Origin of the sequence: uncultured Faecalicoccus sp. (assembly GCF_944325745.1) — a bacterium.
In the GTDB taxonomy this organism is placed as follows: Bacteria; Bacillota_I; Bacilli_A; order Erysipelotrichales; family Erysipelotrichaceae; genus Faecalicoccus.
This window is the reverse complement of record NZ_CALVBG010000008.1, coordinates 1-24,256: the sequence shown is the minus strand read 5'-3', so window position 1 is coordinate 24,256 and position 24,256 is coordinate 1. Positions and strand designations below refer to the sequence as shown.

The following is a 24,256-nucleotide window of genomic DNA, read 5'->3' as shown; positions in this document are numbered from 1 at the left end:
AGAGGATTATTTTTTTTGTTTATAAGCTTCTAACTTATCTTTTTTACAAATCTCTACAAAGGGACACTTGTCACAATGTGGATTTCTGGCTGTACAAAGATAGCGGCCAAAGAAGATCATATCGTGATGCCCCTGATTCCAGCGGCTGCGATCGATCTTGCGTTTTAACTTTTCTTCTACCTTTTCCACACTGTCCTGCGGCTTGGCCAAGCCTAAGCGCTTCGAGACCCGATCCACATGGGTGTCAACCGCAAAACTGGGAATGTCAAAAGCCACACTGCGAACCACACTGGCCGTCTTTCGCCCTACGCCGGGCAACGCCATCAATTCTTTCATAGAACAAGGCACTTGTCCCCCATATTCTTCTTCTAAGGCAATACTTAGATCATGGATCGAACGCGCTTTATTGCGGTAAAGCCCGATGCGGCGAATATAACTTTCGATCTCCGGGATTGAAGCTTGAGCCATCGCCTTGCTTGTGGGATATGCCGCAAACAACCCTGGCGTCACCTGATTGACCGAGGCGTCCGTGGCCTGTGCGCTTAAGACAACCGCCACCAAAAGCTGATACGCACTTTGATGATGCAGTTCACACTGCGCATGGGGAAAGATCTGTTCGATCTGATCAAGGATCTCATTGGCATTCATCGCTTGCCACTCTCCACATCTTCTGTGCTGAGCCCTTTTTGGCGCCAAGAGATCAAAATGTTTTCGATGTAGTTTAAATTCCGCTTGTCATAGACCGCCGCCTCATTCAAAGCACAGATCACCATGCGCGGATCATATTCATCCCCCAGCTGCAAGATACGCTCCATTTCCATGGAAGAAAGCGGCCGGCGAAATTCCGCTTCAAATTCCTCGATCAACGATCGATGTTGCGAAGGGTTTTGTTTCAGGCGCTGGGCATAAACACCCTCAATATCAAATTTGATCACACCATCTTGATAAGAGATCTGTAAATATCCTTTATCGGCCAATGATAAGAATAAAGACTCCACTTCGTCTGTATCGATTCCTAGTTTTTGAGCGATTTCTTCATGATGGATCGGCTGTCGCAGATCGTTATACAGATCGATCAACAAAAGCACCAGAACCTCTTTGGGTTCACAGTGCAGCTGTTCTAAATGATCTAAGATCCAGATCTTATGATTCAAATAAGGTGCATTCCAATCCATTATTGAGCCTCCCTTTCATAGACGCGAACAAAGCTGTCATAATCCAGCAGCAACATTCGATTTGATCCCTGAACGACATAAACCGGGTTGTCATATCCATATCCTAATTCCACGCTCTCGACTTCGATCTGATAATCATCCGATGCGATCGTGCGGGCTTTTTGATAATCCAATGTACTGATATCCCGGGTCGTGATCTCATCGCCTTTGGCATCAAACCAATATAAAGTCGTTTCGGTATACCCTTGGGCCGTCAGATAATCAAACTGGTGCAGCGTCAAGCCCTGGATCTCAGGAACCGTCTTTTCAATCTTGGCGATCATGCGTTCCTGATTTTCTTCCCGGATCCGGTTAGGTCCGCTGATAAACAACGCCCAGAGAACTGAAAAAAGCACAAGAAAGAGGATCCCCAACAAAACTGTAAATCGTGTCCCGTATTTGCGATTTTTCTTTGCCATAGGATCCCCCTTTCACTGATTTTAATTATACACGAATCATCATTTCTTTTGATGATCTTTTTCTTTCGGTAAGAAAAGACTCAACAAAAGCGATACCACAAAGACACCGGCCACAGCGTTCCCGTTGAAAATATCACCGACTGCCTGTGGGAAACAAGAGAAGAAGTTTCCGGAAGTCTGTGTCAATCCCACTCCGATACAAAAGGACAGAGAAACGATGATCATCGTCCGGTCATCAAAGACGCATTCTTTCAGCATCTTGATTCCTTCATACATGATCGATCCAAACATCATGACTGTGCAGCCCCCTAGAACAGACTGCGGAATGGAGTTGAAGAATGCGCCCAGCGGCGGAAACAAAGAAGCCAGGATCAAGATCAAAGCCCCCATGAAGATCGTAAAGCGGTTGATCACACGCGTCATGGTCACAAGACCGACATTCTGACTAAACGATGTCAACGGTAAACATCCAAAGCATCCCGAGATAGCACTGGAGAATCCATCCACGGCCAAAGATCCCTGCAGTTCCTCGGTCTTGATATCGCGATTGAGCGCGCCGGTGCAGACAGCCGTTGTCGCTCCGGTCGTCTCAGCGGCCGAAACCAAGAATACGATCGCAATCGTAAAGAAAGCTCCGACATCAAAGATCGGTTTATGTTCTGTCAAGAACACCAGCTTAGGAATACTGAAAACACCTACTTGCGAAACGGTTTCCCCAATCGTCGAAAGATCGATCATCGGGGCAATACCTGTAAATGTAAAGATGGCCGCCAACAAATAACCAATGATCAAGCCCACCAGGATGTTCAAGTTTTTATAAACACCTTTTAAAAGATAGCGCGATACTAAACAAACGATCAAAGTAAAGGCCCCGACAAACAAATGATACCAGGCGCCAAAATCTTCGACACCGCTGCCGCCGCCCCAGGAATCCATTCCTACGGACAACAGAGAAAGCCCGATCGCAATCACGACACAAGCTGAAACAACCGGTGTCAAAAAGCGTCTCCAATATTTGGCACTCAAGCCGACCAAGCCTTCAAAGATCCCTCCCAGGATCACGGCCCCGATCATTCCTTCATAGCCCAAAGCCGGATTAGTACAAATGATCAGCAAGCTGCCCAAGAACGTAAAGCTGACACCCATCACGATCGGCAGACGTGAACCGATCTTCCAGAATGAATACAGCTGCATCGTCGTTCCGATCCCGGCCGCAAACATCGCACACTGCAAGATCTGGGTGATCTCAGCCGGAGTCAAGCCATGATCCGTCCCTTGAACGACAGCGGCTCCGCATACGATCAGAACCGGCGCCAAGTTGGCCACAAACATGGCCAAAACATGCTGCAAGCCAAATGGAATGGCTTTGCGCAAAGGAACACGGCCGTTCAGACAATATAAGTTTTCTTCACATACTTCCCGAATCGGCGTTTCTTTGTCGATCTTCAAATTTTCTTCCTTCATCTCTTTTCCCTTTCCTTATTTACTCCTTGCATACATCGATCCAGGCAACAGGATCGGTGGTTTTTTCAAGTTCCTCGATCGTCATCTTGATACAGGAATTTGAACTTCCGCAAGCGGGATAAACAATATCCATGGCCCGTAAAGAAATATCCAAATAAACTTGAACTTCCGGTTTTACGGCAAACGGACAAACACCGCCCGGCGCATGGCCGATTCGTTGTTCTACATGTTCTTTGGAAATCATATGAGGCTTCTTGTGAAAATAATGTTTGAACTTGGCATTGTCGATGCGGGCATCTCCGCTTGTCACGACAAGCACCGGTTGTTCGTCGACTTCAAAAGCCAGCGTTTTCGCAATCTGCCTTTCTTCACACCCTAAAGCTTGGGCCGCCAGTTTGACCGTAGCCGAACTTTGATCCAGCTCTACGATCCGATCTTCGATTTTCCATTGCCGAAACTGTTTTCTAACGCGTTCTATAGACATTGTTTTTTCTCCGTTTAGACCTCCATTATATTTCGCTTGCACCGCAAAGTAAAATAATTTAGGATAAAATCATGCCACGAATCAAAGAAGATCTCACCCATACGATCGAAATCAAAAAAAGCCGCTTCATCACTTATCTGCATCGCACAGACAGTGAAGAAGAGGCTCGTGATTTTATAAAATTCATCAAGAAAAAACATCCCGATGCCACTCATCACTGTACCGCTCTGGTCATCGGCGATCTCACCCGCTCCAACGATGATCACGAACCCGCCGGAACGGCTGGTCATCCGATGCTCAATGTATTGCTTAAACAAGAGATGGATCAGATCTGTGCTGTTGTGGTCCGCTATTTTGGCGGTATCAAGTTAGGCACCGGCGGTTTGGTCAAAGCCTACTCCGACTCTGTCAAAGAAGCTTTGGCCCAGGCGACATTGACTACGGTTTCCCTATGGAAAGAATATGTCTTGACCTTTGACTATCCCTGGATCGGGAAGATCGATGCAGCTTTGCACCGGATGGATTGCCAAATTGAATCGAAGGATTATGACCAAAAAGTAGTCTATCATGTCCTTTCGGCACAAGATCTTAAAACTTCTCTGATGGAATTGACACAAGGTCAGTGCACCTGCGAGTTTGTCCAGGAGAAGGCCCACGAAACTGTGTTATACTAGAGGTGGTGAACATTATGGCTTATTTTATCGTTTTTTTTGTATTGATCTTAGTTTTGATCGCTCTATTTCAGTTTTTGGCCCCGATCTTGCTTCCCTTATTATTCTTATGGGCCGTCTATTATGTGATCAAAAGTTTTCGCAAGCCCGATTCGGATCATGACTCTTTCTATTCCGAAGAAAGTTATTCACCAAGAGGTCCCAAACATGGAGCCATCGATGTAGAATACACGGAAAGAGAGGATGACGACCATGATTCTTGATCATTCTTATGGCAAAGATAAAGAAATTCGGCGGCTGATTGCCCGCTCTTGTCTTCAAATGGACAGTTTGGATGTCAGTGCCTGGATGAAATATAAGTACGATCCTTCGGGCATGTTTTGTGCCCTGGAAGACAAAAAGATCGTTGCCTGTTTGCAGACCAAAAAACGCACTTTTTTCTATCAGGGAAAAGCTTGTGAAGCACTGGTTCTTTCTTTGGCCTGTACCTTGCCAGACTATCGCCAGCGCGGTTATTTCAGCGAACTTTTAGAAGCCTGCATGAATTATGCCGCCTGTAATCACTTGATCACTCTTGTCTACACCAATTTTCCCAAGCTTCTGGAATCCAAAAGCTTTCAACCGGTCGCTTCGACAAAATATTACTGGCTGGAGATGGAAAACTGGAACCAGGGAGATGCGCGCCACGTACAGATCTATCGCCCGGACATGGATCTCTATCCGCTTTATCAGGAATTCCTTTCTCATTTTGACGGATCGATCCGTTTGGATCCGCAAGAATTTCAAAATGCGATCCGCCTCTATCTCAACTGTAACCACCGCATGATCACGGCCGTTGATGACCAGGGAGAAATGCGCGGCTTTGCGATCTATCGCATCAATAAAGAGCATATCGAGATCCAGATATTGGTCTATCTGGATGCGGATGCGATCTTGGACTGTTTCAGCTATCTGAAGGAACGCTGCCAGACCTTGAGCTTTATCGTTTCCGACCAAGAGCGCTTTGACAAACTGTTCCCGATGGAGATCCCTCGCAACCAGGGAACCGTATTGGCAAGGCTGAACAACTATAAACTTTTCTCTGTGTGGTCCAAAGAGAATGTTCATCATGCCAAAGAAGCTTTTGCGGCACTAAAAAAGCCGATCTGGAATCACATGATCGACTAGAGGTAATGGCTTGCCCATTGATAATAATCTTCATCTTTTTCGGAAGAGATCTTCTCTTCCTTTTTTTCATAGACCCAAAAGGTATTCTGCTCAAAGAGATCTAAAAAATCCTTTCGAGATAAAGCCGCCTGCCAAGAAAGGCCTTTGGCATAGAGCTGGTCCTCTTTTTGAAACAAGATCACCCGGGAATCTGAAATCAGGATCTGCCCTTCTTTGAGAAGCTGAAGCGCTTCCGGGATCGATTGAACCGACTGATTCATACTTCAAAAAAAGCTGTCGATCGACAGCTCCTATTCAAAGTGTTCTTTCAAGATCTGGAAGTAAGCTTGCGGATGTGCACAAACCGGGCATTCTTCCGGTGCTTTATCTCCAAAGTGGATATGTCCGCAGTTCAAGCAGATCCAAACGGTTTCCGTTGGGCTGGTGAAGAATGTGTTTTCTTCGACTTCTTTCAACATAGCACGATAACGAGCTTCATGATGTTTTTCAATGGCAGCGACACCTTCCATTTGTTCAGCGATTTGATCAAAGCCTTCTTCGCGGGCTGTTTTTGCCATTTCTTTATACATGTCTGTCCACTCGTAGTTTTCCCCGGCAGCGGCATCGCTCAAATTGACAGTCGTTGTCGGAACTTTTCCTCCGTGCAATGCCTTGAACCACAATTTGGCATGTTCTTTTTCATTTTTTGAAGTTTCTTCAAAAATGTTCTGGATCTTAACATATCCGTCTTTTTTTGCCTGAGAAGCATAGTATTGATATTTGATGCTGGCTTGGCTTTCTCCGGCAAATGCAGCTAATAAATTTTGTTCTGTTTTTGAACCTTTTAATTCCATGATAGAACCTCCTCATCTAGTTTCATTGTACCATAAATCCCATTGAATCAATCATTATTTGCCCAGCTTGGGATCTGATTTCAAAAAAAAAAAAAAATGGCTTTCTGGAATTGTGTTTGATTTAAAAATTCTAAGATCTTGATTTTTTCTTCATCGTCACAACCGACCAACAATTTGACTTCGCAATCCTTTTTCAAGATATCGGCACTGACAACGATTGCGCCGACATTTTGGGCTTTATGACTGCCTTTATAAACATGGATCGGCTGCGAATCCGTCCCTACTGTATCTTGAAGAAATCCATAATCCACTGGATAGATCAGATTGGGATATTTGGGATGAACGGAACCTTTTTCATGAGCGATCTTGCAGGTGCTGCTCAATAAAAGGGTATCCATTTTCTGCCAAAAATAAGCATTGTTTTCTAATTGTTCCATGATAGAATTCCCCTCTTTTCTGTGATGCTAATTATAACAGATTCTAAAAAAGATTTCTATTCGCCTTGTCCGCTTTCCACAAAGGACCAGAACTCCTGGCCTTCGGCTTTGTCAAAATCAATCGTGGAATCTACGTCCCATAAGGACACTTCCTTGGTCGCCTCATTATAGCCGATCCCGGCCTGCACCGCTTTTCCATCTTCAATGATGTAGAGCGTCGGCGTATATAAGAAATACGGTGCCATATCTAATAAGATCTGACCTTCTTCACTTTCGGACACTAAGGTCATATCGCCTTCTTCCTTACGCATCAAATCAAAATCAGTGATATCCAAACGATAGAGAACGACGCCCGGATGCTCTTCTTTAGTCGTTTCCATATACGAATCGATCGCTTCACAATAGGAACAGCCTTCGCGTTCGATGATCAAGACAAAGTCCTCTTTTGCCTCTAACTTTTCCTGAAGTTCCTGGGCACTCACATTGATTTCCTGAAAAGCTTCCTGGCTCATACTGCAGCCAAAGCACAAAAAAGAAAGAAAAACTATACTGAATAATTTCTTGATAAATTTCATTGATCGTCCTCCATTCTTGCGATCGCATCAATTGTCTTCGTGATTGAAAAAGCGAGGTTTTCCAATTTTTCGGGACCGTTTTTTAGTGCCGTCATAAAATCCATGGCCCGATCCGCACTCGAATACAGCCCATCAAACCCATCTTGATATAACTCCTGATACCCTAAACCTAGAGCTCCGCTCAAACAAAGCACCGGTTTATGATATTTTTTTGCCAGTTGGGCCACGCCAAACGGTACCTTGCCGTACCGTGTCTGCAGATCGGTCTGTCCTTCTCCTGTGATCACGATATCCGCTTTCTGGATCACGTTTTCCAGCTGGTATCCTTCCATGCACATCGTGATCCCCGATTGAATCTGCGCATGTAGGATCCCGACCAATACAGCACCGATCCCGCCAGCGGCTCCGCCTCCGGGAATCGCATCCAGGTCGATCCCAAACGTCTTCTGCATCACATCCCGATAGCGTCGCATCCAATGATCGACCATCGTCAGCTGGGATGGAAAAAGTCCTTTTTGCCGGCCAAAGGTAAAGGTTGCCCCTTTGGGTCCTAATAACGGATTGCGAACATCCGCAGCCGCCAGGATCCTGACATGATCCAGATCCATGAACCGGCTCGTATCGATATGATCGATCTTCCCCAAACTGTATGCCCCGCAGATCAAAGATTTGTTTTCCTTGTCATAAAAGCGAAGGCCCAGTTCCTGTAAAAGGCCCATACCGCCGTCGTTGGTGGCTGTTCCGCCTAAGCCGATCACGATCGTGGTACAGCCTTTTTTGACGGCATCTTTGATCATCTTGCCGATCCCGCGGCTGTTGGCGATCATCGGGTTGCGGCGTTTCTTTTCCGTCATGCTTAAGCCGATACAGCTGGCCACTTCCATGATGGCCTTTTTCTTTTCCGGCAAGATCCCATACGAGGCCGTGATCGGTTTGCCATAGGCATCCACCGTCTGGACCTCGATGATCTGGGCTTTTTCGATTTGGCAAAGAATCTCCATGGTCCCTTCCCCGCCATCGCACATCGGAAAAGCAGCAACTTCATGATTTGGATTGGCGTTTTGGATCCCTTTTGAAATACGTTGGACGGCTTCCTGAGAAGTCATGCAACCTTTAAAAGAATCACAGGCGACTACAAACTTCATATTCTTAGTTTATCACACTCTTCGTCAATCTCGAGAAAAACCACTTTTCGTGCTTGATTTTCGTGCTATAATCTGAATGTTGAAAGGTAAGGACCCTATGAAAAAACACGTCTTGATCGGTGTGACGGGAGGTATTGCCGCCTATAAGGCGCTCGATATCGTCAGTCAACTCAGAAAAAGCGATCTGGAAGTTCGCGTCATGATGACCGAACACGCGGCCCAGTTTGTTTCTCCGCTTTCTTTTGCGACTTTATCGAAAAATCGTTGTGAAGTGGACCTGTTTGACCCCCATGCACCGGATCCTATTGCCCATATCAATTTAGCGGCCTGGGCCGATCTTGTGATCTTGGTCCCCTGTACTGCCAATGTACTCGCAAAGGTCGTTCACGGCATCAGCGATGATCTTTTGACTTCCACATTTTTGGCATGTCATTGCGATAAGATGATCGCCCCTGCCATGAATACGCATATGTATGAAAACCCCGTCACGCAACAAAACTTGCAGAAGGCCAAGGATCTCAATATACAGATCATTGAACCGGAGACCGGCCACTTGGCTTGTGACGTAGAAGGAAAAGGAAAACTGGCTTCGGTGGATACGATCGTAGAAACCATCCAAAACTACTTCCTTGATGAATCGCTGCTAGCCGGAAAACACGTCTTGATCAGTGCCGGCCCAACACAGGAATCACTGGATCCTGTGCGTTATATCACCAATCATTCCAGCGGCAAACAAGGCTATGCGATTGCCAAAGCCGCCAAGCGCATGGGAGCCCAGGTGACCTTGGTCAGCGGGCCTGTTCATTTACCGATCCCGGAAGGTGTCAAACCGATCTTTGTCACCAGTGCGCAGGAGATGTTTACCGCCATGAAAGAAGAATCCGTTCAGGCAGATTACATTATCATGGCCGCTGCCGTAGCGGATTACCGGCCTGCCGTAGCCGCCCAGGATAAGATCAAAAAGACGGGAGAAGATCTGGTCTTGAAAATGGTGCGCAACCCGGATATCTTAGCTTGGATCGGTCAGCACAAAACCCCGAAACAGATCGTCTGCGGCTTTGCGATGGAAACCCGGGATCTCGATCAGAATGCCCGCGAAAAGATGATCAAGAAAAACTGCGATCTTTTGATTGCCAACAATCTCAAGACACCGGGTGCTGGTTTTCAGACCGACACCAATGTCGTAACCATGATGACCCAGGATCATATAGAACATTTGCCTAAGACCGCCAAAGAAGATTTAGGCGTTCTGATCTTAAAAACCATGAAAGAAATAGAAAAGGAACGATAAGATGTTAGTAGCGATCGATATCGGTAATACCAATATTACCATCGGGATCTTTGATCAGGATGAACTGATCGGAAATTACCGTTTGACGACAAAAGTTCGCCGTACCAGCGATGAATACGGCTTTATGTTGAAGACTTTCCTGGATAACTCCAAAGTCTATAAGGAAGACATTCAGGATGTGATCGTATCGAGTGTAGTTCCCAAGGTCATGCACTCTTTTCAAAACGGGATCAAGAAATTTTTAGGGATCGAACCGATCATTGTCGGTCCCGGTGTCAAAAGCGGGATTAGCGTTCAGCTGGAAAACCCGAAAAGTGTGGGTTCGGACCGAATCGCCGACTGTGCCGGTGCTTTCTTTGAATATGGCGGTCCTGTCTTGATCATCGATTTTGGAACCGCAACGACATATGACTACGTAGACGAAAACGGCTGTTTCAAAGCCGGCTCGATCAGTGTCGGGATCGAAACCGGGGCCAATGCCCTATGGACCCAAACGGCCCAGTTGCCCGAAATCGAGATCAAACGTCCACACACCATCCTTTCCAAAAACACGAAGACCGAGATGCAGGGCGGGATCTTCTACCAGTATCTGGGCGGTGTCGAATATACCATTCGCCAATATCGAAAAGAACTGGGCAATGATTTTAAAGTCATTGCGACCGGCGGTCTAGGACGCGTCGTTTGTTCGCATATTCCGCAGATCGATGTTTATGATCCGAATTTGATCTTCAAAGGATTAAAAGTCATCTATGATAAAAACAAGGAGACAGCTGAATAGTTCGCTGTCTCCTTTTATTCGGATTCAAAAAGGGTTGTCAGATCGATGGGCTCGACTTGATACTGTTGACCAAAAACACGCTCTACATAGCTTGAAAAACTGCCCGCTTCAATTTCCGCATCGCTTAAGTAAGCCCGTTCCCCAAAGATATCTTGTGACTGGATCTTCCTGCCGTCATTGATCTCCGGAACACAAACCAGATAATACAAAGTAAAGATCTGATCACTTTGTTCAAAATCCAGCTGATAGATCTGAATGACACGATCACTGGCCGCTGTACTTTTGGACTTTAAGAACGCCCCATAACAAGGCTGCAGATTCGTCAGTTCCCAATGTTCATCTTTGATGGTCTCATGATTCAAAACAAAAATATCCTTCTCATGATCGCGTACATACGTTTCGGAAGCTTCTAAGATTTCCTTCAAATAATCTGGATCCATCTGCGCTAAAGAAGGATACCGGTCTTGTAAGCCTTCTACGGTAATTTCCATGGTCGCATTTTTGATTTCATAATGGTATCGCTGTGCCAGATCTTCATCATAGGCCGCTGTGATCGTGATCACATCCCCATTAGAAAGATTGGTATTGGGGGTCACCTCAAAAATAACCGTATCTAAAAATTCCTGAACTCGCTGATTGAGATCCTCCCCTTTGATTTCCACTTCCAAGGATGCCATGCCATTTTCTCCGGTATAATGCAGAGAAACATTTTTCTGCAGATCGATTTGAATGGTCCGCAAAAAGAAAAAATAGGCTACGGAAACCAGGAGCACGCACATGGATAAGATCCCTGCGAAGTACAGTGCTTTATCTTTGATTTTATCTTGTTCCATACGCCTATTCTAATCGAAATACGATGCGTTTTCCAGTGCTTGCGACACATACGCTAAGATCGCCGAATCTTCTTGTCGTTGCAGGATCTCCTTGGCATCCTCAATGCAGCAAGTCATCATGGCCACATCTTTGGCAGGATCCGCAAACAAGAAGGCGGGGATCCCGCTTTGGCGAACTCCCAAAACATCGCCAGGACCTCGCATCTGCAGATCGTAAGCGGTGATAGAGAACCCGTCGGTATTCTTTTCCAACATCTTCAGCCGCTCTATGGCTTGGGGATCTTTGGTCGCACTCAATAAGAAACAATGCCCCTGGTCTGCACTTCGTCCGACGCGGCCGCGCAGCTGATGCAAGGTGCTCAAACCAAAACGGTGAGCATCATAGATGACCATCCATGTCGCATTGGCTACGTCCACCCCGACTTCGACCACAGTCGTAGAAACTAAGATATCGATCTTATGCTGCACAAAATCCATCATGACCGCTTCTTTTTCTTCCGCTTTCAAACGCCCATGAAGCAATCCGAAGCGAAATTGCGTCAGCGTCTTTTTCATTCCCTCATAGATCGAGATCGCATTGCGCAGATCCATCTCCTGTGAGTCCTCGATGGAAGGACAAACCACATAGCCTTGATGCCCTTCCTGAGTATATTGAAGAATTTCCGGCAAGATTGGTTTCATCGTCTTTCCAGGCACATAATGCGTGATGACCGGCTTTCTTCCCGGCGGCATGGTCTTGATATTGGAAACACTCAGATCCCCAAACAAGAAATGTGCTGCCGTTCGCGGAATCGGTGTCGCCGACATCATCAAGACATCGACCGCTTTACCTTTCTCCAACAAAGCACGACGCTGGCGAACCCCAAAACGCTGCTGCTCATCGATCACGGCCAGTCCGAGATCTTTAAAAATCACTTCTTCCTGGAACAGCGCATGCGTTCCTACAACCAGAGAGATCTTGCCGCTTTGCATCCCTTCCAAGATCTCTTTCTTTTGACGAACCGGAAGACTGGCTACATATAAAGAAACCGGCAGTCCTTGGGCTTTTAGCGTTTTAAAATGCTGACAAGCCAGGATCTCTGTCGGAGCCAAAAAACAAGCCTGCTCCCCTGCTAAAAGACAAGCATAGAGAGCCACACTGGCCACCAAGGTCTTGCCGCAGCCCACATCCCCTTGCACCAGGCGAAATAAGATGCGGGAACTGGCCATTTCTTCCAAGACTTCATCGATCGCTTTTTCTTGATCGGGGGTCAGGGCATAAGGAAACTGCTGAATAAAAGAAGTGATCTGATTGCGGTCAAATTGTTTTGGAGATTTGATATCCCCTCTTTGTTCATGCGAAAGCGCCTGCATGACGCATTGAAAGCGCAAAAATTCTTCATATTTCAGCGTACGGATCGCTGCCTTGAGATCCGCATCCTTTTGCGGCTGGTGAATCGCTCTGAAACACGTCCCCAGATCCATCAACCGATATTTTTCCAAGTATCGCTGGGGAACCAAACTCTTGACTTGATCAGCCAGCGATAAAGCCATCTGCATGATCGAAGTCATATCCGACTGTTTCATGCCCTCCCGAAGCGGATAGATCGGTCGAATCCCTTCTTGTTGAGACAAGGGCCGAAAATTATATTGCGATACCGTGACTTTGTTTTTGCCCTGGTAGGTCCCAAAACACGTAATGGTCTTGCCGAAGCGAAACATCTCTTTCCACGGACGGTTAAACAACGTAATCTGGATCTCCTGATCCCAGCTGATGACGCTAAACCGTGTCATGGATCGTCTGCCCTGTAAGCGGATGATCTGAACAGGCGAACTGATCAGTCCTTCAAAGCAGACCGAATCGCCTTCTTTCCACGACGAAAAAGGGATGGCCTGGATCGTTTCATACCGCAAAGGATAGATTCGCAAGACATCTTCTACCGTTCTTACATCGTATTTTTTCAATAACTCACTTCTTCTTTTTGTGAGCTTTAGCTTTTTTAATTCCATCTGTGATCCAATTTTTCTTTATCATAAACAAATAGTTACATTCGACGATCAGATATACCATTCCAATGCCAAACAACAAGATCAAATACGCAATGATGCTCGAAGTCATCCCAAAGCCGGCTGCCATGGTCAGTGCAAACATCCAGGAGAACATCGGATTGGCATAGAATACAAGGCCGGATAAGATCGCAAACGCATCCAATCCGCTCGCCATGGATAAGGGAGCTCCTACCAAACTGTCTAAAAAGATCACCATCAGCAAAAGCAAGGCGTAGCGATTCCAGATTGGTTTGAAAGAGTTCTTCAGTTTGGCTTTCATATCCGTCTTGATCTGACGGAATGACGTCTTTCCTTGGGCCAAACTGGTAAACATACACAGTTCCAAAGGATGGGCCAGTACGATCAACAGCGCACAAACGATTTGATAAGGAAGCGTCAAATACCAAAGGTCCAAATTGGCAACCACTGTATGCAAAGGAGAAAGAACACCCATGGTCAAGGTGATCAAGATTCCCTGATAGACAACGATCGGCAATAAAGCATCTTTATCCAGTTTCGGATGATCTTGCCAGGCTTGCAGACAGATCCAGTACAGCCCTACGGCCGAAATCAGGCTCAATAAAACGATCAAAAAGTAGAGAGCCAAACTTGCTCCCAGATAAGCGCTCCCATAAATATAAGCGATATTGTACAGAAAACTCAGTAAGATCGCCCAGCCCATCGGCTTGGACAATTCTTTAAAACTATACGAAAGTTTGATTTTTGACATCCTCATTCTTTTACCCCTTTATCCATAATGCTTTGGAAAACCGGTCATGCCCCACTTCTTCGGTAAAAGCGACCGGAAATTCCTGGTGGCTTCCCCAGTCTTCTAACCATTTTCGATCTTCTTTCAACATCGTAAATTCCCCGAAGGTCAGCGATTGGATCCGGGAAAATCCAGGCATCCACTCAAACTGCCGGATCATCGATCGAATCCGGTAAAGATCGCCCGAATAGCTTTCTAAAAAGACATCTTTACCCGCCAGATCCGGAAAATAAGGCGTCCCGGCCAATTTGAGAAAGCAGCGTATATTTCCTCCGACATATGGCTTTGTATCCCAAAACAAGTCTTGAGAGCCCTGTTCCAAAAGTGCCAGACATTGTTCCATGCGGGTTTGATGACGAATCTGAAAAAGGATCGTTTTTCGAACCCGCCCCAACACATTTAAGATTGGCGTCAAATCACTGTAGCCAAAAAATAATGTACGGCTTTTTTGATATCGGTCCAAATCAATATACGGTAAGGTCTCGATAGATAGATCGCCGCCGGAAACATCAAAAACGGCATCCACATCTTGCGAAAACCAATCATTCAAAATAGAAGCCCTTGTCTTTCCATCCACATCTTGTTCCAATACAGGACTGACCAGAACCTGAATCTGCCAATCTTGAAAAAATTGGATCACGCCTTCCAGGTCTTTTCTTTTTACTGGATTTGAAAGACGGCACAAGCCCACTGTTTTCCCCATGGCTTCCTCCTTTACACGGATTTTGATGATGTTATAATATTACCATCTTCAAGAAAGAAAACAAAGAAGGGAACATCATGGAAAAAATCGCCGTCGTTACTGACACCGGATCCAATATGTCTTTTCAGGAGGCCGCAGAAAAAGGGATCCACGTATTGCCTTTGCAGATCACATTCGAAGACAAATCCTATCAGGATATTGAAGAGATCTCGACCCAAGAGATCTATCAAAGGTTAAAGAACAAAGAAATGCCCAAGACCAGCATGCCTGTCTATGCCCGCATCGAAGAATGCTTTCTTCAATTGAAAAACCAAGACTATGATACGATTCTGGGCGTCCCGCTAACCACCGGGCTATCCACGACCGCTTCCACCATGGAAGCGATTGCACAAGAACTGGGTCTTCACTTTGTCTTGCTTGACTGTTACAGCACCTGCCAGATCCAAAAATATGTCTGCCTAAAGGCAAAAGAATTAGTCGATGCGAAAAAAAGCGCAGAAGAAATCGTTCAGATCTTGCAACCTAAGATCCAGCACGCAAATTCTGTGATCTTGGTCAAAGATCTGGATCATCTCAAACGCGGCGGCCGTCTGACACCGGTGGCAGCCCGTATGGCTTCGCTTCTCAAGATTTTCCCGATCTTGCAGATCAACCAGTCCACGCAAGGAAAGATCGATGTTTTTTCCAAGGTCCGTACAGAAACAAAAGCTTATCATTTTGCTATGGAACAAGTGATTGCGCAGATGAAAGATCTGAAAACAACCAAAGTCTTTCTGATCGATACCGAATATCCTTCGGGTCTTCAACAAATGGAAAAAGCCTTGATCCAGGCCGGTATGCCAAAAGAAAACATCACATACGATGTGATCAGCAGTGTGATTGCGGTCCATACAGGAATGGGCTGCACTTGTATCCAATTTATCGAGGAGGTTTAAAAAATGGAAACAATCAAGATTTGTATCACAATGGAAAATGGAAAAGAGATCCATGCCGAACTCTATCCCTCCATTGCCCCTAAAACAGTAGAAAACTTTGTCGCTTTGGTCAACGATCATTTTTATGACGGTTTGATCTTTCACCGTGTGATCCCCGGCTTTATGATCCAGGGCGGTGATCCGTTAGGAAACGGTATGGGCGGAAGCAAAGAAACAATCCCTGGTGAATTCGCCGCCAATGGATTCCAAAACGATCTCAAGCACGAACGCGGCGTTCTTTCTATGGCTCGCGCCATGGATCCTAATTCAGCAAGCTCGCAGTTTTTCATCATGCATCAGAATGCCCCGCATTTAGATGGTCAGTATGCGGCCTTTGGAAAAGTGACTGACGGCATGGATGTGGTCGATGAAATCGCCATGACCAGAACGAATTTTCAGGACCGTCCGTTGACCGAACAAAAAATGCGTTCGATCACTATCGAGGAATAAGGATGAAAAAAGAAATCGATATTCTCCAAGAATCCCATCAAGTCCTCTCTTGTTTGGCAGCGGGTGCGCTTTTGACCACAAAGGCACAAGGAAAAGTCAATACAATGACCATCGGCTGGGGAACGATCGGGATCGAATGGGGAGAACCCGTCTTCATCGCTTTTGTCCGTCAAAGCCGTCATACAAAAACAATGTTGGATGCGACCGGAGAATTTACGATCAGCGTTCCTGACAAAAATACCGATCCGCAGATCCTAAGCTATTGCGGAACTCGTTCGGGCAAAGATACCGACAAGATCCAAGATCTGCATTTGACCTTGGTAGAGCCGGAACAAATCCATGCCCCGGCGATCAAAGAACTCCCCTTGACTTTAGAATGTCAAGTTCTCTATTCGCAAGATCAAGAATTTGACCGGCTTCCAGAAGCCATCCAAAAACGTTATTATCCAGCGCAAGCGAAGGATCAACATGATGTGCATACCATGTATATCGCCAAGATCGTCAAAGCATATCAGATCGTAGACTAAAGGCTATCCAGTTTCGGATAGCCCTTTTTAATTCCACTGATCTAAATCATCAAATTTTCCTAAAAACGAATCGTGCTGCGAAGAATCCATATACGAGACCATCGTCATAAAGACCTTGTGCCAGTCAATCACCATATCTTTGCGTTTCTGCTCCTGAATGATGATAGAAATCAGGATCGCAAGGATATCCTCTTCCCTTAGATCGTATCGAAACACAGGTACTAAAGCTTTATTGCCCAGCCAAAACAGAGCAAACACAAAGTCTGCGCTTTCATTACACTCTCGAGCCAGCTCCTGGACCTGTTGGAGAATCCTTTCGCATAGTTTCATATTCTTTTCATTTTGCATATTTCGCCTTCTTTCTACTAATAGATACGGCGAAAATGCATCATTGTTGATATTTTTCTACTTTTTTTGTCACAAACCACACAAACCAGAAGATCAAAGGAATGTGGATCATCACATAGAGGATCTGCGTCATATTCAATCGATCCAGCGCGATACAAAACCAATCCTGGAAAAACGGAACGATACAGCCGATGCAGAAAGCCGTGATCATCAACGTCACCAAGACAAACCGGATCCGTGTCATCGGTTTGCATACCGACAACAAAACACATAATGAATTACAGCCGGCCAATAAAGTACACATCGTTGAAAACTGTTCATGATCGAGATTTTGATGGCCAAAATGATCAAAACAATAGACACTTACGATTCCCAATAAGATACACATAGCCCCCGGCAAGGCCCGTGATAAAACCGTACGAAGAAAATTTCCTTTCACCCGTTCGGTATTCGGTTCCAGCGTCAAGATAAAACTGGGCAGCCCGGTCGCCAGCGAAGAAATCAAAGTCAGCTGAATGGGAATAAATGGATAGCTCTCCAGAAGAAACAAGGTCAGTAAAGCACAGCCTAAAGACATCAAGGTCTTCACCAAAAATAACGATGCGGTCCTTTGGATGTTGTTGATCACACATCGTCCCTGATCCAAGATGGAAGGCATGGCCGAAAACTGATTCTCCAACAAGACCAAAGAGGCGATATTCTTGGTAGCCTCGCTGCCCGATCCCATAGCAATCGAACAATCCGCTTCTTTCAAAGCCATAACATCATTGACCCCATCACCGGTCATAGCGACAACGTGGCCTTGTTTTTTCAAGGCTTTGATCATATCGCGCTTTTGTTCCGGCGTCACTCGTCCAAAGATGGCATGCGAATCGACAACTTTTTCTACATCTTCTACGGTATCCATATCGATTCCTGTGCCTTGAACACCGGCTTTTTGGGCAATGGCCTGCACCGTATGAACATCATCCCCGGAAATGATCTTGATCGTAACATCTTGTCGGGCAAAATAATTCAAAATATTTTGGATGTCCGGCCGCAGCACATCCTGGATCAAAACTAAGGCCACTGGAATATGGTTTCCTTTAAAGTGTGTATTTAGATCTTCTTGTGCCAAACAGAGAGCCAATACACGGACTCCTTCTCTGGCGTACTCTTCGATCTTTTTTAAGATCGAAGGATCGGGATGAGAGACCAAGAAAGGATACGCTCCAATCGCATAAGCATCGTTCTCAAAGATCACGCCACTGCCTTTACGGGCGCTGGAAAAAGGGATCTTTTTTTGATAAGCCGTCGCTTGGCTCGGACAATATTCTCGAATCGCCATGGCCGTGGCATTTTGATCATCTAAGACACTGAACAGTTTGGATAAGATTTCTTTGACTTGCGCTTCTGTATAGTCATTGAGCACTTCAATGCCCGATACTTTCATTCTTCCTTCCGTGATCGTTCCCGTTTTGTCCAGACACAAAGTATCCACCCGTGCCAGCGTCTCGATACAATAAAGTTCCTGCACCAAGACTTTCCGATTGGCCAAACGCAAAGCGCCAATCGCCAAGGCGATGCTGGTCAAGATCACCAGTCCTTCCGGGATCATTCCGACAACACCGGCCACCATGCTCAAAATGGAAGCGTTCCAGCTTGCCTGCGAAATAAAATACGATTTTCCAAATAACAACAATCCCGCCGGCACCAATAAAAAAGTGATCAGACGAATGATCGTATCCAAGGCATCTCTAAGCATGGAAGGATATTTCTTTTCGCGCTTGGCATGGCGCAAGATCGAATGCGCATACGTCTGGTCCCCCACCAAAACGGCCTGCATACGGATCTTTCCCGCTTCAAGATAACTGCCGGAATAGACGCAGTCGCCATTTTGTTTAAAAATGGCATCACTTTCTCCTGTCAACATGGATTCGTTGCATTCGGCAACCCCATCGATCACGATCCCGTCGACCGGTACTTGATCGCCTGTGCGCAAGATCAAGATGTCGTTTTCCACGATTTGATCCACGGGATAGATGGCTTCTTTGCCTTCTCGGATGATCGACACCCGAGGCTGATTCAATAAAGCCAGGGCATCCAGTTTTCGCTTTGAGCGGATCTCCTGTACGATCCCGATCAAAGCATTGAAAAAAACGACTCCCATAAACAACATATTCCGTAAGGAGCCGGTCAATAAGACTAAAAAAGCCAGGAAAACATTGATCGCATTGAACAGCGTCAATAAATTAGATTGAAAGATCTTGCGGTACGATTTTCCAGTTTCTTCTTCCATTTGATTTTTTTTCGCCAGCCGGACTTGTTCAGCGTTTAGACCTCTTTGCGGATCCGTCCAGCTTTTCACTTCAAAATTCATGTTTAGTTCTCAATTTTCATCAAAGGGGTATTGGACAGTTTTTCTATGGCCGATGCATAAGAATCGATCTGCACATTGGTCTCAATGGCCAGCTGTAAAGAAAACATCAACAAACGCGTATCAAAGGCTTGCAGATCTTTATCGTGATAGATTGCCGGATAAGTTGCCAGAGAATCTAAGACCAGATCCAATTGACAAGATTCGATCATGCGTCCTAATCCCGCAACCACGACATTCTCTTGCGAAACAGCTTTTAAGCCATTCAATAAGGCGACATAAGGAGTCGAAGACATCTGCACCAGCATCATTTTTGGCCGCGGCTTTTGGGCCAGCTGAAGCAGCCATTCAGCTGAACAGCTCACAACGATCTGCCGGCATCGCGGATCGCGCACAAAAAGATCCACCGTGGTTTCCAAATGTTCATAGGAATCCTCGGCATCCATACAATCGTCAAAAATCAGTGCTGAATACTCCATATCCATCCCTACGCTCTCTATGTCAGATCTTTCGGCAATGTGATCTTGATATTGGAACTGTCCCCGATGACCACTTTGACCGGGACATCCGAATACCATTCTACCAGCTGCGCATCATCGGTTCCGATGCGACCTTCCTGCGCCGCTTTTTTATGACATTCCTGGATCAGTTTTGTTTCAAAACACTGTGGTGTCTGGGCATTGAATGTCAACGACCGGTCCGGCGTCGATTCTACATAGCCATTGCGGACGATCTTGACGGTATCGGTACTGGGAACCATCAAAAGACAAGCTTTTTCTGTTCTTAATGTTTTTTTAAGATCCTCGATCTGCAGTCTTTTTAAATAGGGGCGGGCAGCATCATGAATAAAAACATAAGGATAACGAACTTGCCGCAACCCATGAGCCACGCTTTCCTGACGCGTTTGTCCGCCTACGATGACTTCCACTCGATCATCTTCCTGATAAAGAGCCTTGACAAATTCCAGTTCTTTTTCCAGGCATGTGATAATGATCTGCTTGCATTCTCGGTCTTCTAAAAACACATGCAGACTGCTTCCTAAAATGGTCTGCCATTCCGGATCATGAGGATCCGATAAGATATAATGTACTTTATTAAAATGTAGATTGGTGCGGGACCCTTGTCCTGCCGCCAACAAACATACACTGTATTCCATGTAAGTCACACCTATTCTTTTTCTTTGATATATATTATACGATTTTTTTCTTAGATGTTCCACATAGAAAAAGAACCGGCCTGGGCCAGTTCCTCGAATTATTTTTCTTGGTTCGCTTTTACGATTGCTTCTGCCATTTCGCGAACACGAACGGCTGGGTCAGGAGCATTCAAGATCCCGGAAGTAGCACCCGTTCCATCGGCTCCTAATTTGATCACATTATAACAATCTTCTGCGGTGCTGACACCCGAAGCAATCATGACCAATACATTTGGATCGATCTCATGAAGTGCTTTCACTGTCTCCACTGTGTATGAATCATCCGCAACTTGTCCGGTCCCGATCAGATCGGTAGGCTCGGCCAGGACGATATCCGGTCCCATACAGGCAACGGCTTTGGCTTCCACGGTCGAGTCCGCACAGACAACCGTGATCATTTCCAATTCTTTGGCGCGTTTGATCGTCGCATACAGATCGCTCAATGTTTTCGGGTTTTCCGCATGATTCAAGAACAGAGCCTGAGCTCCAGCTTCTTTCAAAGATTCTCCTAATACGTGTCCCATTCCTCTTCCTGGCACCAGAGGATCCATAGACTGGGCGCAGACGATCACATGTTCAGTGTTTTCTGCGATCATGCGAATGTCGGCATAAGGACAGGTGAAATAGATTTGAAGACCGGTATCCTTGGCAACCTGATCGGCTGCTTTGGCCAATTCCAGGCTTTTTTTGCCATAGAGATATGATTTAGGATTGACGATCAAAAAGGGAGATTGTGCTTTTACCATATTTGAATTCCTCCTATTCCCCGATCACGATGATCTTACATTTACGAGTACGTGGACGCGTGCGGTCAAAATCCGCAAAGTAAACATATCCGGTCGTTCCTACACCAAGTTTTCCTTCATCCACTTCGAAGGTAGCGCTCGATCCAATCAAAGTAGCCTTTAAGTGGGCATCCCCATTGAACAAAGCCGTACGGTCACCGCCTGGAAGATAGGCTTCGGCATCTGGCCAGCTTTCTACCGCTTTATAGTGTTCTTCTCCTGGATAGGTATATTGATCTTTTGTATTATGATCCGGAATGATCTTCGCTAAAACATTGTTGAGATCGACTTGTAAGAATTCATCGCCATTCTCATTCACATCATGACTATATTCCTCAAAGAACACAGAACATGTCGTATGCGGTGAAATGACTACGCAGATTCCATTTTGGATCCCGCTTTCTTCGATCACACGGCGCACATCTTTGGTGACATCGACATAGGTTGGGGTCTTTCCATGCGACTGAACTTTGATCGTTTCCTTATACACTGCCATAATTTTCATTTCCTCCTATTATTTAATTTTCTGAAAAACGCGAATGGCTCTTTTTACATCTTCTTTGATGGCTTCCGTAGCGGCCAGGGACATTGAGTCGTAGAAATTATTGGTATCGTTTTCCCAATATTCCTTGGAAGCTTTCCCGCCGGCCTGGTTCATATAAGTATAATAGTTGACTTTACAAATTCCGTTTTCAATGGCTACCGCATAGTCTTCATCCGAAACCCCGGATCCTCCATGCATTACCAACGGAACATTGGTTGCCTCTAAAATTCGTTTAACGCGCGGCAGATCCAATTTAGGTTCTGTCAAATACACTCCGTGGGTCGTTCCAAACGCAACAGCCAAACAATCGACTCCTGTCTTTTCCACAAATTCTTTGGCGACTTGCGGATCCGTATAAATATCATCCAGATCTTCATAGTCATCTTTACTGTCGGCATTGCCGCCTTCTCCATGGACGATCTCGGATGTAAAGATATGACCTAATTCGGCTTCTACACTGACGTTGCATGCGTGAGCGATCTTAACGATCTCGGCTGTTTCTTCCACATTTTCTTCAAAGCTTTTTGCGGAAGCATCATACATGACCGAAGTAAAACCAAGGCGAATGGCTTGTACACAACGCTCAAAAGAACTTCCGTGATCCAGATGAAGAGCGACCGGTACACTCGCTCTTTCGGCATAATACTTCATGATCGGACCGATCTCTTCTAGATCGATAATATCATCATGACTTTGGGCATGTTGTAAGATCACAGGGCAGTTCAGTTCTTCGGCTGCCTGAATGATGCCGCGGATGGCTTCCAAAGTTGTCCCGTTAAAAGCACCCACTGCTTTCTTTTCGGCTTTTGCCTGATCCAGTAATTCCTTTAATGTAACTAGCATTTTGTTCTCCTTTTGATTTTAAATGATAAAATCACATTTGTTATCTAAATTATATTCAGTTAACATTTGATAGTCAATGAATTTTTGTAAAACTGGTATTACATTGCTTATATAGAGAGAGTTTTCGAATTTTTATTGGGATTTTAAGAACATTTGTGCCTAAATCGAAGATTTTTATTGATTTAAACTGAGAAATCATCTATAATCCACTTAAACATCGAGTAACATTTGTGCCTACTTGGAGGAGCTATGACAAAATTCAAATCAAAAGCATCCGACCCTATGTTGGATAAGATCATATTGACCGCCCAGCTTTACTACAACAGCCATTTTTCACAGCAAGAAATTGCCGATCGTCTGCATATCTCCAGACCTTGGGTCTCTAAACTTTTAAACAAAGCCCAAGAGATGGGATTTGTGAAGATCACCATCGATACACCGATTTCCGGGATCCCTTCCCTGGAAGAAAAATTAAAAGAAAAGTATCCCCTTCCATTGATTCGGGTCGTGAAAGCACCGGACGAAAACCATAATTATGTCGCGTTATCCGCTGCCAATTATTTCGTATCCCAAATTCAAAATGGCGATACGATCGGGATCGGCTGGGGCAATGCCGTCAGTCAGTTCATCCAGGAACTGGTTCCCTTGAACACAAAGAATATCAGAGTTGTTCCTATGGCCGGAAGCTTTGGGGCAACATTTGAAACCTTGCCCAACTACAGTGCCATTGAGCTTGCCAAAAAAATAGAGGGCGAGGTACAAACATTACATGCGCCCGCTTTCTGTTCCTCGCAAGAGGAATACGAGACATTAACCGCAAGCGAATCCGTCCATACGATCTTGGACCAAGCCAATCACTGTGATATTGCGGTTGCGGGCATCGGTTCTTTGTCAGCCTCTTTCTTGACCCGCTATAACATTCTTTCGCAAGAAGAGATCGGCATACTGCAAAAACAAGAAGCGGCCGGCGACATCTTGCTGCGGTTCTTGAATTCACAAGGAGATCCGGTAGAAACAGAATGGACACAACATACGATCCGTGCAGATATCTTCGAAGTGAAAAAACACGCCCGCCAGATCATTTCTCTGGCATGGGGCAAAGAAAAATCACAGATCATTCATGCCGTGTTATCGGCCGGACTGGTCGACGCCTTTTTCACAGACGAAGAAACGGCATTGGATCTTCTAGAAAGATTCTAAAAAAAGGGGAATACGAAAACTCCCCTTTTAGTATGCTTGACTACTGAACGAAATCAGTGATCTTTTTCGCGATGCTGGAAGCATCCAGTCCATAGTGGGCCAGCAGATCTTTCGGTTTTCCGCTCTGTCCGAATTCATCGTTCAGCCCGATCATCATCAGCCGGCATCCGGCTCCTTCTTTGGCCAGCACTTCTGCGACAGCTGATCCTAAACCGCCGATCAC

30 protein-coding genes and 1 pseudogene are annotated in these 24,256 nt (G+C 45.5%); 9 read left to right on the top strand and 22 right to left on the bottom strand.

Annotated elements, in window-relative coordinates; translation table 11 throughout:
- Positions 1-6: 6 nt before the first annotated feature.
- From nth to Q0J48_RS01895, 5 genes are read right to left on the bottom strand one after another with little or no spacing between them, the layout of a single operon-like run.
- Positions 7-648, bottom strand: coding sequence for an endonuclease III (gene nth / locus Q0J48_RS01915; RefSeq protein ID WP_296241092.1), 642 nt, complete (start codon positions 646-648; stop codon positions 7-9).
- Positions 645-1,175: a DnaD domain protein gene (locus Q0J48_RS01910; RefSeq protein ID WP_296241089.1), complete on the bottom strand. Its 531-nt coding sequence runs from the start codon at positions 1,173-1,175 to the stop codon at positions 645-647. The genes nth and Q0J48_RS01910 overlap by 4 nt, the downstream gene beginning before the upstream one ends.
- Positions 1,175-1,633, bottom strand: a complete 459-nt coding sequence (locus Q0J48_RS01905) for a hypothetical protein (RefSeq protein WP_296241086.1) — start codon at positions 1,631-1,633, stop codon at positions 1,175-1,177. The genes Q0J48_RS01910 and Q0J48_RS01905 overlap by 1 nt, the downstream gene beginning before the upstream one ends.
- A 39-nt stretch (positions 1,634-1,672) precedes the next feature.
- The gene (locus Q0J48_RS01900) at positions 1,673-3,097 is read right to left on the bottom strand and encodes a solute carrier family 23 protein (RefSeq protein ID WP_296241084.1); all 1,425 of its coding nucleotides are present in this window, start codon (positions 3,095-3,097) and stop codon (positions 1,673-1,675) included.
- Positions 3,098-3,116: 19 nt separating this feature from the next.
- A complete protein-coding gene (locus tag Q0J48_RS01895; protein ID WP_296241083.1) occupies positions 3,117-3,581 on the bottom strand; it encodes a YbaK/EbsC family protein in 465 nt (154 codons plus the stop codon).
- 71 nt (positions 3,582-3,652) lie between these two features.
- On the opposite strand from Q0J48_RS01895, the gene Q0J48_RS01890 reads away from it, so the two are divergent.
- The 3 genes from Q0J48_RS01890 to Q0J48_RS01880 are packed head-to-tail and all read left to right on the top strand — an operon-like array spanning position 3,653 to position 5,419.
- Entirely contained in the window at positions 3,653-4,255 is a 603-nt protein-coding gene (locus Q0J48_RS01890) for a YigZ family protein (RefSeq protein ID WP_296241082.1), read from the top strand.
- A gap of 14 nt (positions 4,256-4,269) precedes the next feature.
- Entirely contained in the window at positions 4,270-4,515 is a 246-nt protein-coding gene (locus Q0J48_RS01885; RefSeq protein WP_296241081.1) for a hypothetical protein, read from the top strand.
- The gene (locus Q0J48_RS01880) at positions 4,505-5,419 is read left to right on the top strand and encodes a GNAT family N-acetyltransferase (RefSeq protein ID WP_296241080.1); all 915 of its coding nucleotides are present in this window, start codon (positions 4,505-4,507) and stop codon (positions 5,417-5,419) included. Before Q0J48_RS01885 ends, Q0J48_RS01880 begins: the two co-directional genes overlap by 11 nt.
- On the opposite strand, the gene Q0J48_RS01875 is transcribed toward Q0J48_RS01880, so the two are convergent.
- The 5 genes from Q0J48_RS01875 to Q0J48_RS01855 form a co-directional block, all read right to left on the bottom strand.
- On the bottom strand, positions 5,416-5,679 hold the full coding sequence (locus tag Q0J48_RS01875) for a hypothetical protein (RefSeq protein ID WP_296241078.1): 264 nt from the start codon (positions 5,677-5,679) through the stop codon (positions 5,416-5,418). The two genes, Q0J48_RS01880 and Q0J48_RS01875, sit on opposite strands and share 4 nt — an antisense overlap.
- A 30-nt stretch (positions 5,680-5,709) precedes the next feature.
- Positions 5,710-6,252, bottom strand: a complete 543-nt coding sequence (rbr, locus tag Q0J48_RS01870; RefSeq protein WP_296241076.1) for a rubrerythrin — start codon at positions 6,250-6,252, stop codon at positions 5,710-5,712.
- Positions 6,253-6,332: 80 nt separating this feature from the next.
- Positions 6,333-6,689 (bottom strand): Inorganic pyrophosphatase, encoded by a 357-nt coding sequence (locus Q0J48_RS01865; RefSeq protein WP_296241074.1) that lies wholly within the window; start codon positions 6,687-6,689, stop codon positions 6,333-6,335.
- Between the two features lie 56 nt (positions 6,690-6,745).
- Positions 6,746-7,264 (bottom strand): hypothetical protein, encoded by a 519-nt coding sequence (locus Q0J48_RS01860; protein ID WP_296241072.1) that lies wholly within the window; start codon positions 7,262-7,264, stop codon positions 6,746-6,748.
- Positions 7,261-8,409, bottom strand: coding sequence for a glycerate kinase (locus Q0J48_RS01855; protein ID WP_296241071.1), 1,149 nt, complete (start codon positions 8,407-8,409; stop codon positions 7,261-7,263). The genes Q0J48_RS01860 and Q0J48_RS01855 overlap by 4 nt, the downstream gene beginning before the upstream one ends.
- Before the next feature lie 97 nt (positions 8,410-8,506).
- Here Q0J48_RS01855 and coaBC point away from each other — a divergent pair, with 97 nt between their 5' ends.
- Positions 8,507-9,700, top strand: coding sequence for a bifunctional phosphopantothenoylcysteine decarboxylase/phosphopantothenate--cysteine ligase CoaBC (gene coaBC, locus Q0J48_RS01850; RefSeq protein ID WP_296241070.1), 1,194 nt, complete (start codon positions 8,507-8,509; stop codon positions 9,698-9,700).
- Between the two features lies 1 nt (position 9,701).
- Positions 9,702-10,478, top strand: coding sequence for a type III pantothenate kinase (locus tag Q0J48_RS01845; protein ID WP_296241067.1), 777 nt, complete (start codon positions 9,702-9,704; stop codon positions 10,476-10,478).
- A 14-nt stretch (positions 10,479-10,492) separates the two neighbouring features.
- Here Q0J48_RS01845 and Q0J48_RS01840 read toward each other — a convergent pair whose 3' ends face one another.
- From Q0J48_RS01840 to Q0J48_RS01825, 4 genes are read right to left on the bottom strand one after another with little or no spacing between them, the layout of a single operon-like run.
- A complete protein-coding gene (locus Q0J48_RS01840; RefSeq protein ID WP_296241066.1) occupies positions 10,493-11,311 on the bottom strand; it encodes a hypothetical protein in 819 nt (272 codons plus the stop codon).
- Positions 11,312-11,320: 9 nt separating this feature from the next.
- Positions 11,321-13,300, bottom strand: a complete 1,980-nt coding sequence (locus Q0J48_RS01835) for an ATP-dependent DNA helicase RecG (protein ID WP_296241064.1) — start codon at positions 13,298-13,300, stop codon at positions 11,321-11,323.
- Positions 13,260-14,069 carry a hypothetical protein gene (locus Q0J48_RS01830; RefSeq protein ID WP_296241063.1) on the bottom strand — a complete coding sequence of 270 codons (810 nt, stop codon included), beginning with the start codon at positions 14,067-14,069 and terminating at the stop codon, positions 13,260-13,262. The genes Q0J48_RS01835 and Q0J48_RS01830 overlap by 41 nt, the downstream gene beginning before the upstream one ends.
- A gap of 10 nt (positions 14,070-14,079) precedes the next feature.
- Complete coding sequence (locus tag Q0J48_RS01825; RefSeq protein ID WP_296241061.1) at positions 14,080-14,811, bottom strand: LD-carboxypeptidase; 732 nt, start codon at positions 14,809-14,811, stop codon at positions 14,080-14,082.
- 77 nt (positions 14,812-14,888) lie between these two features.
- Here Q0J48_RS01825 and Q0J48_RS01820 point away from each other — a divergent pair, with 77 nt between their 5' ends.
- From Q0J48_RS01820 to Q0J48_RS01810, 3 genes are read left to right on the top strand one after another with little or no spacing between them, the layout of a single operon-like run.
- Positions 14,889-15,746: a DegV family protein gene (locus Q0J48_RS01820; RefSeq protein ID WP_296241060.1), complete on the top strand. Its 858-nt coding sequence runs from the start codon at positions 14,889-14,891 to the stop codon at positions 15,744-15,746.
- 3 nt (positions 15,747-15,749) lie between these two features.
- On the top strand, positions 15,750-16,235 hold the full coding sequence (locus Q0J48_RS01815; RefSeq protein ID WP_296241057.1) for a peptidylprolyl isomerase: 486 nt from the start codon (positions 15,750-15,752) through the stop codon (positions 16,233-16,235).
- Between the two features lie 2 nt (positions 16,236-16,237).
- A complete protein-coding gene (locus Q0J48_RS01810) occupies positions 16,238-16,762 on the top strand; it encodes a flavin reductase family protein (RefSeq protein WP_296241055.1) in 525 nt (174 codons plus the stop codon).
- A 27-nt stretch (positions 16,763-16,789) separates the two neighbouring features.
- On the opposite strand, the gene Q0J48_RS01805 is transcribed toward Q0J48_RS01810, so the two are convergent.
- The 7 genes from Q0J48_RS01805 to Q0J48_RS01775 form a co-directional block, all read right to left on the bottom strand.
- Positions 16,790-17,110, bottom strand: coding sequence for a hypothetical protein (locus tag Q0J48_RS01805; protein WP_296241051.1), 321 nt, complete (start codon positions 17,108-17,110; stop codon positions 16,790-16,792).
- A gap of 40 nt (positions 17,111-17,150) precedes the next feature.
- A complete protein-coding gene (locus Q0J48_RS01800) occupies positions 17,151-19,469 on the bottom strand; it encodes an HAD-IC family P-type ATPase (RefSeq protein WP_296241049.1) in 2,319 nt (772 codons plus the stop codon).
- 2 nt (positions 19,470-19,471) lie between these two features.
- Positions 19,472-19,945, bottom strand: a complete 474-nt coding sequence (locus Q0J48_RS01795) for a hypothetical protein (protein WP_296241047.1) — start codon at positions 19,943-19,945, stop codon at positions 19,472-19,474.
- A 17-nt stretch (positions 19,946-19,962) separates the two neighbouring features.
- Positions 19,963-20,622, bottom strand: coding sequence for a 2-C-methyl-D-erythritol 4-phosphate cytidylyltransferase (gene ispD / locus Q0J48_RS01790; protein WP_296241045.1), 660 nt, complete (start codon positions 20,620-20,622; stop codon positions 19,963-19,965).
- Between the two features lie 98 nt (positions 20,623-20,720).
- Entirely contained in the window at positions 20,721-21,407 is a 687-nt protein-coding gene (locus tag Q0J48_RS01785; RefSeq protein ID WP_296241043.1) for a triose-phosphate isomerase, read from the bottom strand.
- Between the two features lie 13 nt (positions 21,408-21,420).
- Positions 21,421-21,942 carry a YjbQ family protein gene (locus tag Q0J48_RS01780; protein WP_296241041.1) on the bottom strand — a complete coding sequence of 174 codons (522 nt, stop codon included), beginning with the start codon at positions 21,940-21,942 and terminating at the stop codon, positions 21,421-21,423.
- 18 nt (positions 21,943-21,960) lie between these two features.
- On the bottom strand, positions 21,961-22,833 hold the full coding sequence (locus Q0J48_RS01775) for a class II fructose-bisphosphate aldolase (protein ID WP_296241039.1): 873 nt from the start codon (positions 22,831-22,833) through the stop codon (positions 21,961-21,963).
- 249 nt (positions 22,834-23,082) lie between these two features.
- Between Q0J48_RS01775 and Q0J48_RS01770 the strand changes: the two genes are divergently transcribed.
- Entirely contained in the window at positions 23,083-24,033 is a 951-nt protein-coding gene (locus Q0J48_RS01770; protein ID WP_296241036.1) for a sugar-binding transcriptional regulator, read from the top strand.
- A gap of 40 nt (positions 24,034-24,073) precedes the next feature.
- On the opposite strand, the pseudogene Q0J48_RS01765 reads toward Q0J48_RS01770, so the two are convergent.
- Positions 24,074-24,256, bottom strand: a pseudogene (locus tag Q0J48_RS01765) (transketolase C-terminal domain-containing protein); the annotation flags it as partial.

Bases quoted from the DNA above. Each gene is read 5' to 3' on its own strand.
- Q0J48_RS01895 (WP_296241083.1), bottom strand. From the start codon at position 3,581: ATGTCTATAGAACGCGTTAGAAAACAGTTTCGGCAATGGAAAATCGAA.
- Q0J48_RS01815 (WP_296241057.1), top strand. From the start codon at position 15,750: ATGGAAACAATCAAGATTTGTATCACAATGGAAAATGGAAAAGAGATC.
- Q0J48_RS01775 (WP_296241039.1), bottom strand. From the start codon at position 22,833: ATGCTAGTTACATTAAAGGAATTACTGGATCAGGCAAAAGCCGAAAAG.
- Q0J48_RS01780 (WP_296241041.1), bottom strand. From the start codon at position 21,942: ATGGCAGTGTATAAGGAAACGATCAAAGTTCAGTCGCATGGAAAGACC.
- ispD (WP_296241045.1), bottom strand. From the start codon at position 20,622: ATGGAATACAGTGTATGTTTGTTGGCGGCAGGACAAGGGTCCCGCACC.
- Q0J48_RS01910 (WP_296241089.1), bottom strand. From the start codon at position 1,175: ATGGATTGGAATGCACCTTATTTGAATCATAAGATCTGGATCTTAGAT.
- Q0J48_RS01825 (WP_296241061.1), bottom strand. From the start codon at position 14,811: ATGGGGAAAACAGTGGGCTTGTGCCGTCTTTCAAATCCAGTAAAAAGA.
- Q0J48_RS01785 (WP_296241043.1), bottom strand. From the start codon at position 21,407: ATGGTAAAAGCACAATCTCCCTTTTTGATCGTCAATCCTAAATCATAT.
- Q0J48_RS01885 (WP_296241081.1), top strand. From the start codon at position 4,270: ATGGCTTATTTTATCGTTTTTTTTGTATTGATCTTAGTTTTGATCGCT.
- Q0J48_RS01820 (WP_296241060.1), top strand. From the start codon at position 14,889: ATGGAAAAAATCGCCGTCGTTACTGACACCGGATCCAATATGTCTTTT.
- Q0J48_RS01805 (WP_296241051.1), bottom strand. From the start codon at position 17,110: ATGCAAAATGAAAAGAATATGAAACTATGCGAAAGGATTCTCCAACAG.
- Q0J48_RS01855 (WP_296241071.1), bottom strand. From the start codon at position 8,409: ATGAAGTTTGTAGTCGCCTGTGATTCTTTTAAAGGTTGCATGACTTCT.
- Q0J48_RS01840 (WP_296241066.1), bottom strand. From the start codon at position 11,311: ATGGAACAAGATAAAATCAAAGATAAAGCACTGTACTTCGCAGGGATC.
- Q0J48_RS01810 (WP_296241055.1), top strand. From the start codon at position 16,238: ATGAAAAAAGAAATCGATATTCTCCAAGAATCCCATCAAGTCCTCTCT.
- Q0J48_RS01875 (WP_296241078.1), bottom strand. From the start codon at position 5,679: ATGAATCAGTCGGTTCAATCGATCCCGGAAGCGCTTCAGCTTCTCAAA.
- nth (WP_296241092.1), bottom strand. From the start codon at position 648: ATGAATGCCAATGAGATCCTTGATCAGATCGAACAGATCTTTCCCCAT.
- Q0J48_RS01800 (WP_296241049.1), bottom strand. From the start codon at position 19,469: ATGAATTTTGAAGTGAAAAGCTGGACGGATCCGCAAAGAGGTCTAAAC.
- coaBC (WP_296241070.1), top strand. From the start codon at position 8,507: ATGAAAAAACACGTCTTGATCGGTGTGACGGGAGGTATTGCCGCCTAT.
- Q0J48_RS01905 (WP_296241086.1), bottom strand. From the start codon at position 1,633: ATGGCAAAGAAAAATCGCAAATACGGGACACGATTTACAGTTTTGTTG.
- Q0J48_RS01860 (WP_296241072.1), bottom strand. From the start codon at position 7,264: ATGAAATTTATCAAGAAATTATTCAGTATAGTTTTTCTTTCTTTTTTG.
- Q0J48_RS01795 (WP_296241047.1), bottom strand. From the start codon at position 19,945: ATGGAGTATTCAGCACTGATTTTTGACGATTGTATGGATGCCGAGGAT.
- Q0J48_RS01865 (WP_296241074.1), bottom strand. From the start codon at position 6,689: ATGGAACAATTAGAAAACAATGCTTATTTTTGGCAGAAAATGGATACC.
- Q0J48_RS01890 (WP_296241082.1), top strand. From the start codon at position 3,653: ATGCCACGAATCAAAGAAGATCTCACCCATACGATCGAAATCAAAAAA.
- Q0J48_RS01880 (WP_296241080.1), top strand. From the start codon at position 4,505: ATGATTCTTGATCATTCTTATGGCAAAGATAAAGAAATTCGGCGGCTG.
- Q0J48_RS01845 (WP_296241067.1), top strand. From the start codon at position 9,702: ATGTTAGTAGCGATCGATATCGGTAATACCAATATTACCATCGGGATC.
- rbr (WP_296241076.1), bottom strand. From the start codon at position 6,252: ATGGAATTAAAAGGTTCAAAAACAGAACAAAATTTATTAGCTGCATTT.
- Q0J48_RS01770 (WP_296241036.1), top strand. From the start codon at position 23,083: ATGACAAAATTCAAATCAAAAGCATCCGACCCTATGTTGGATAAGATC.
- Q0J48_RS01900 (WP_296241084.1), bottom strand. From the start codon at position 3,097: ATGAAGGAAGAAAATTTGAAGATCGACAAAGAAACGCCGATTCGGGAA.
- Q0J48_RS01830 (WP_296241063.1), bottom strand. From the start codon at position 14,069: ATGTCAAAAATCAAACTTTCGTATAGTTTTAAAGAATTGTCCAAGCCG.
- Q0J48_RS01835 (WP_296241064.1), bottom strand. From the start codon at position 13,300: ATGGAATTAAAAAAGCTAAAGCTCACAAAAAGAAGAAGTGAGTTATTG.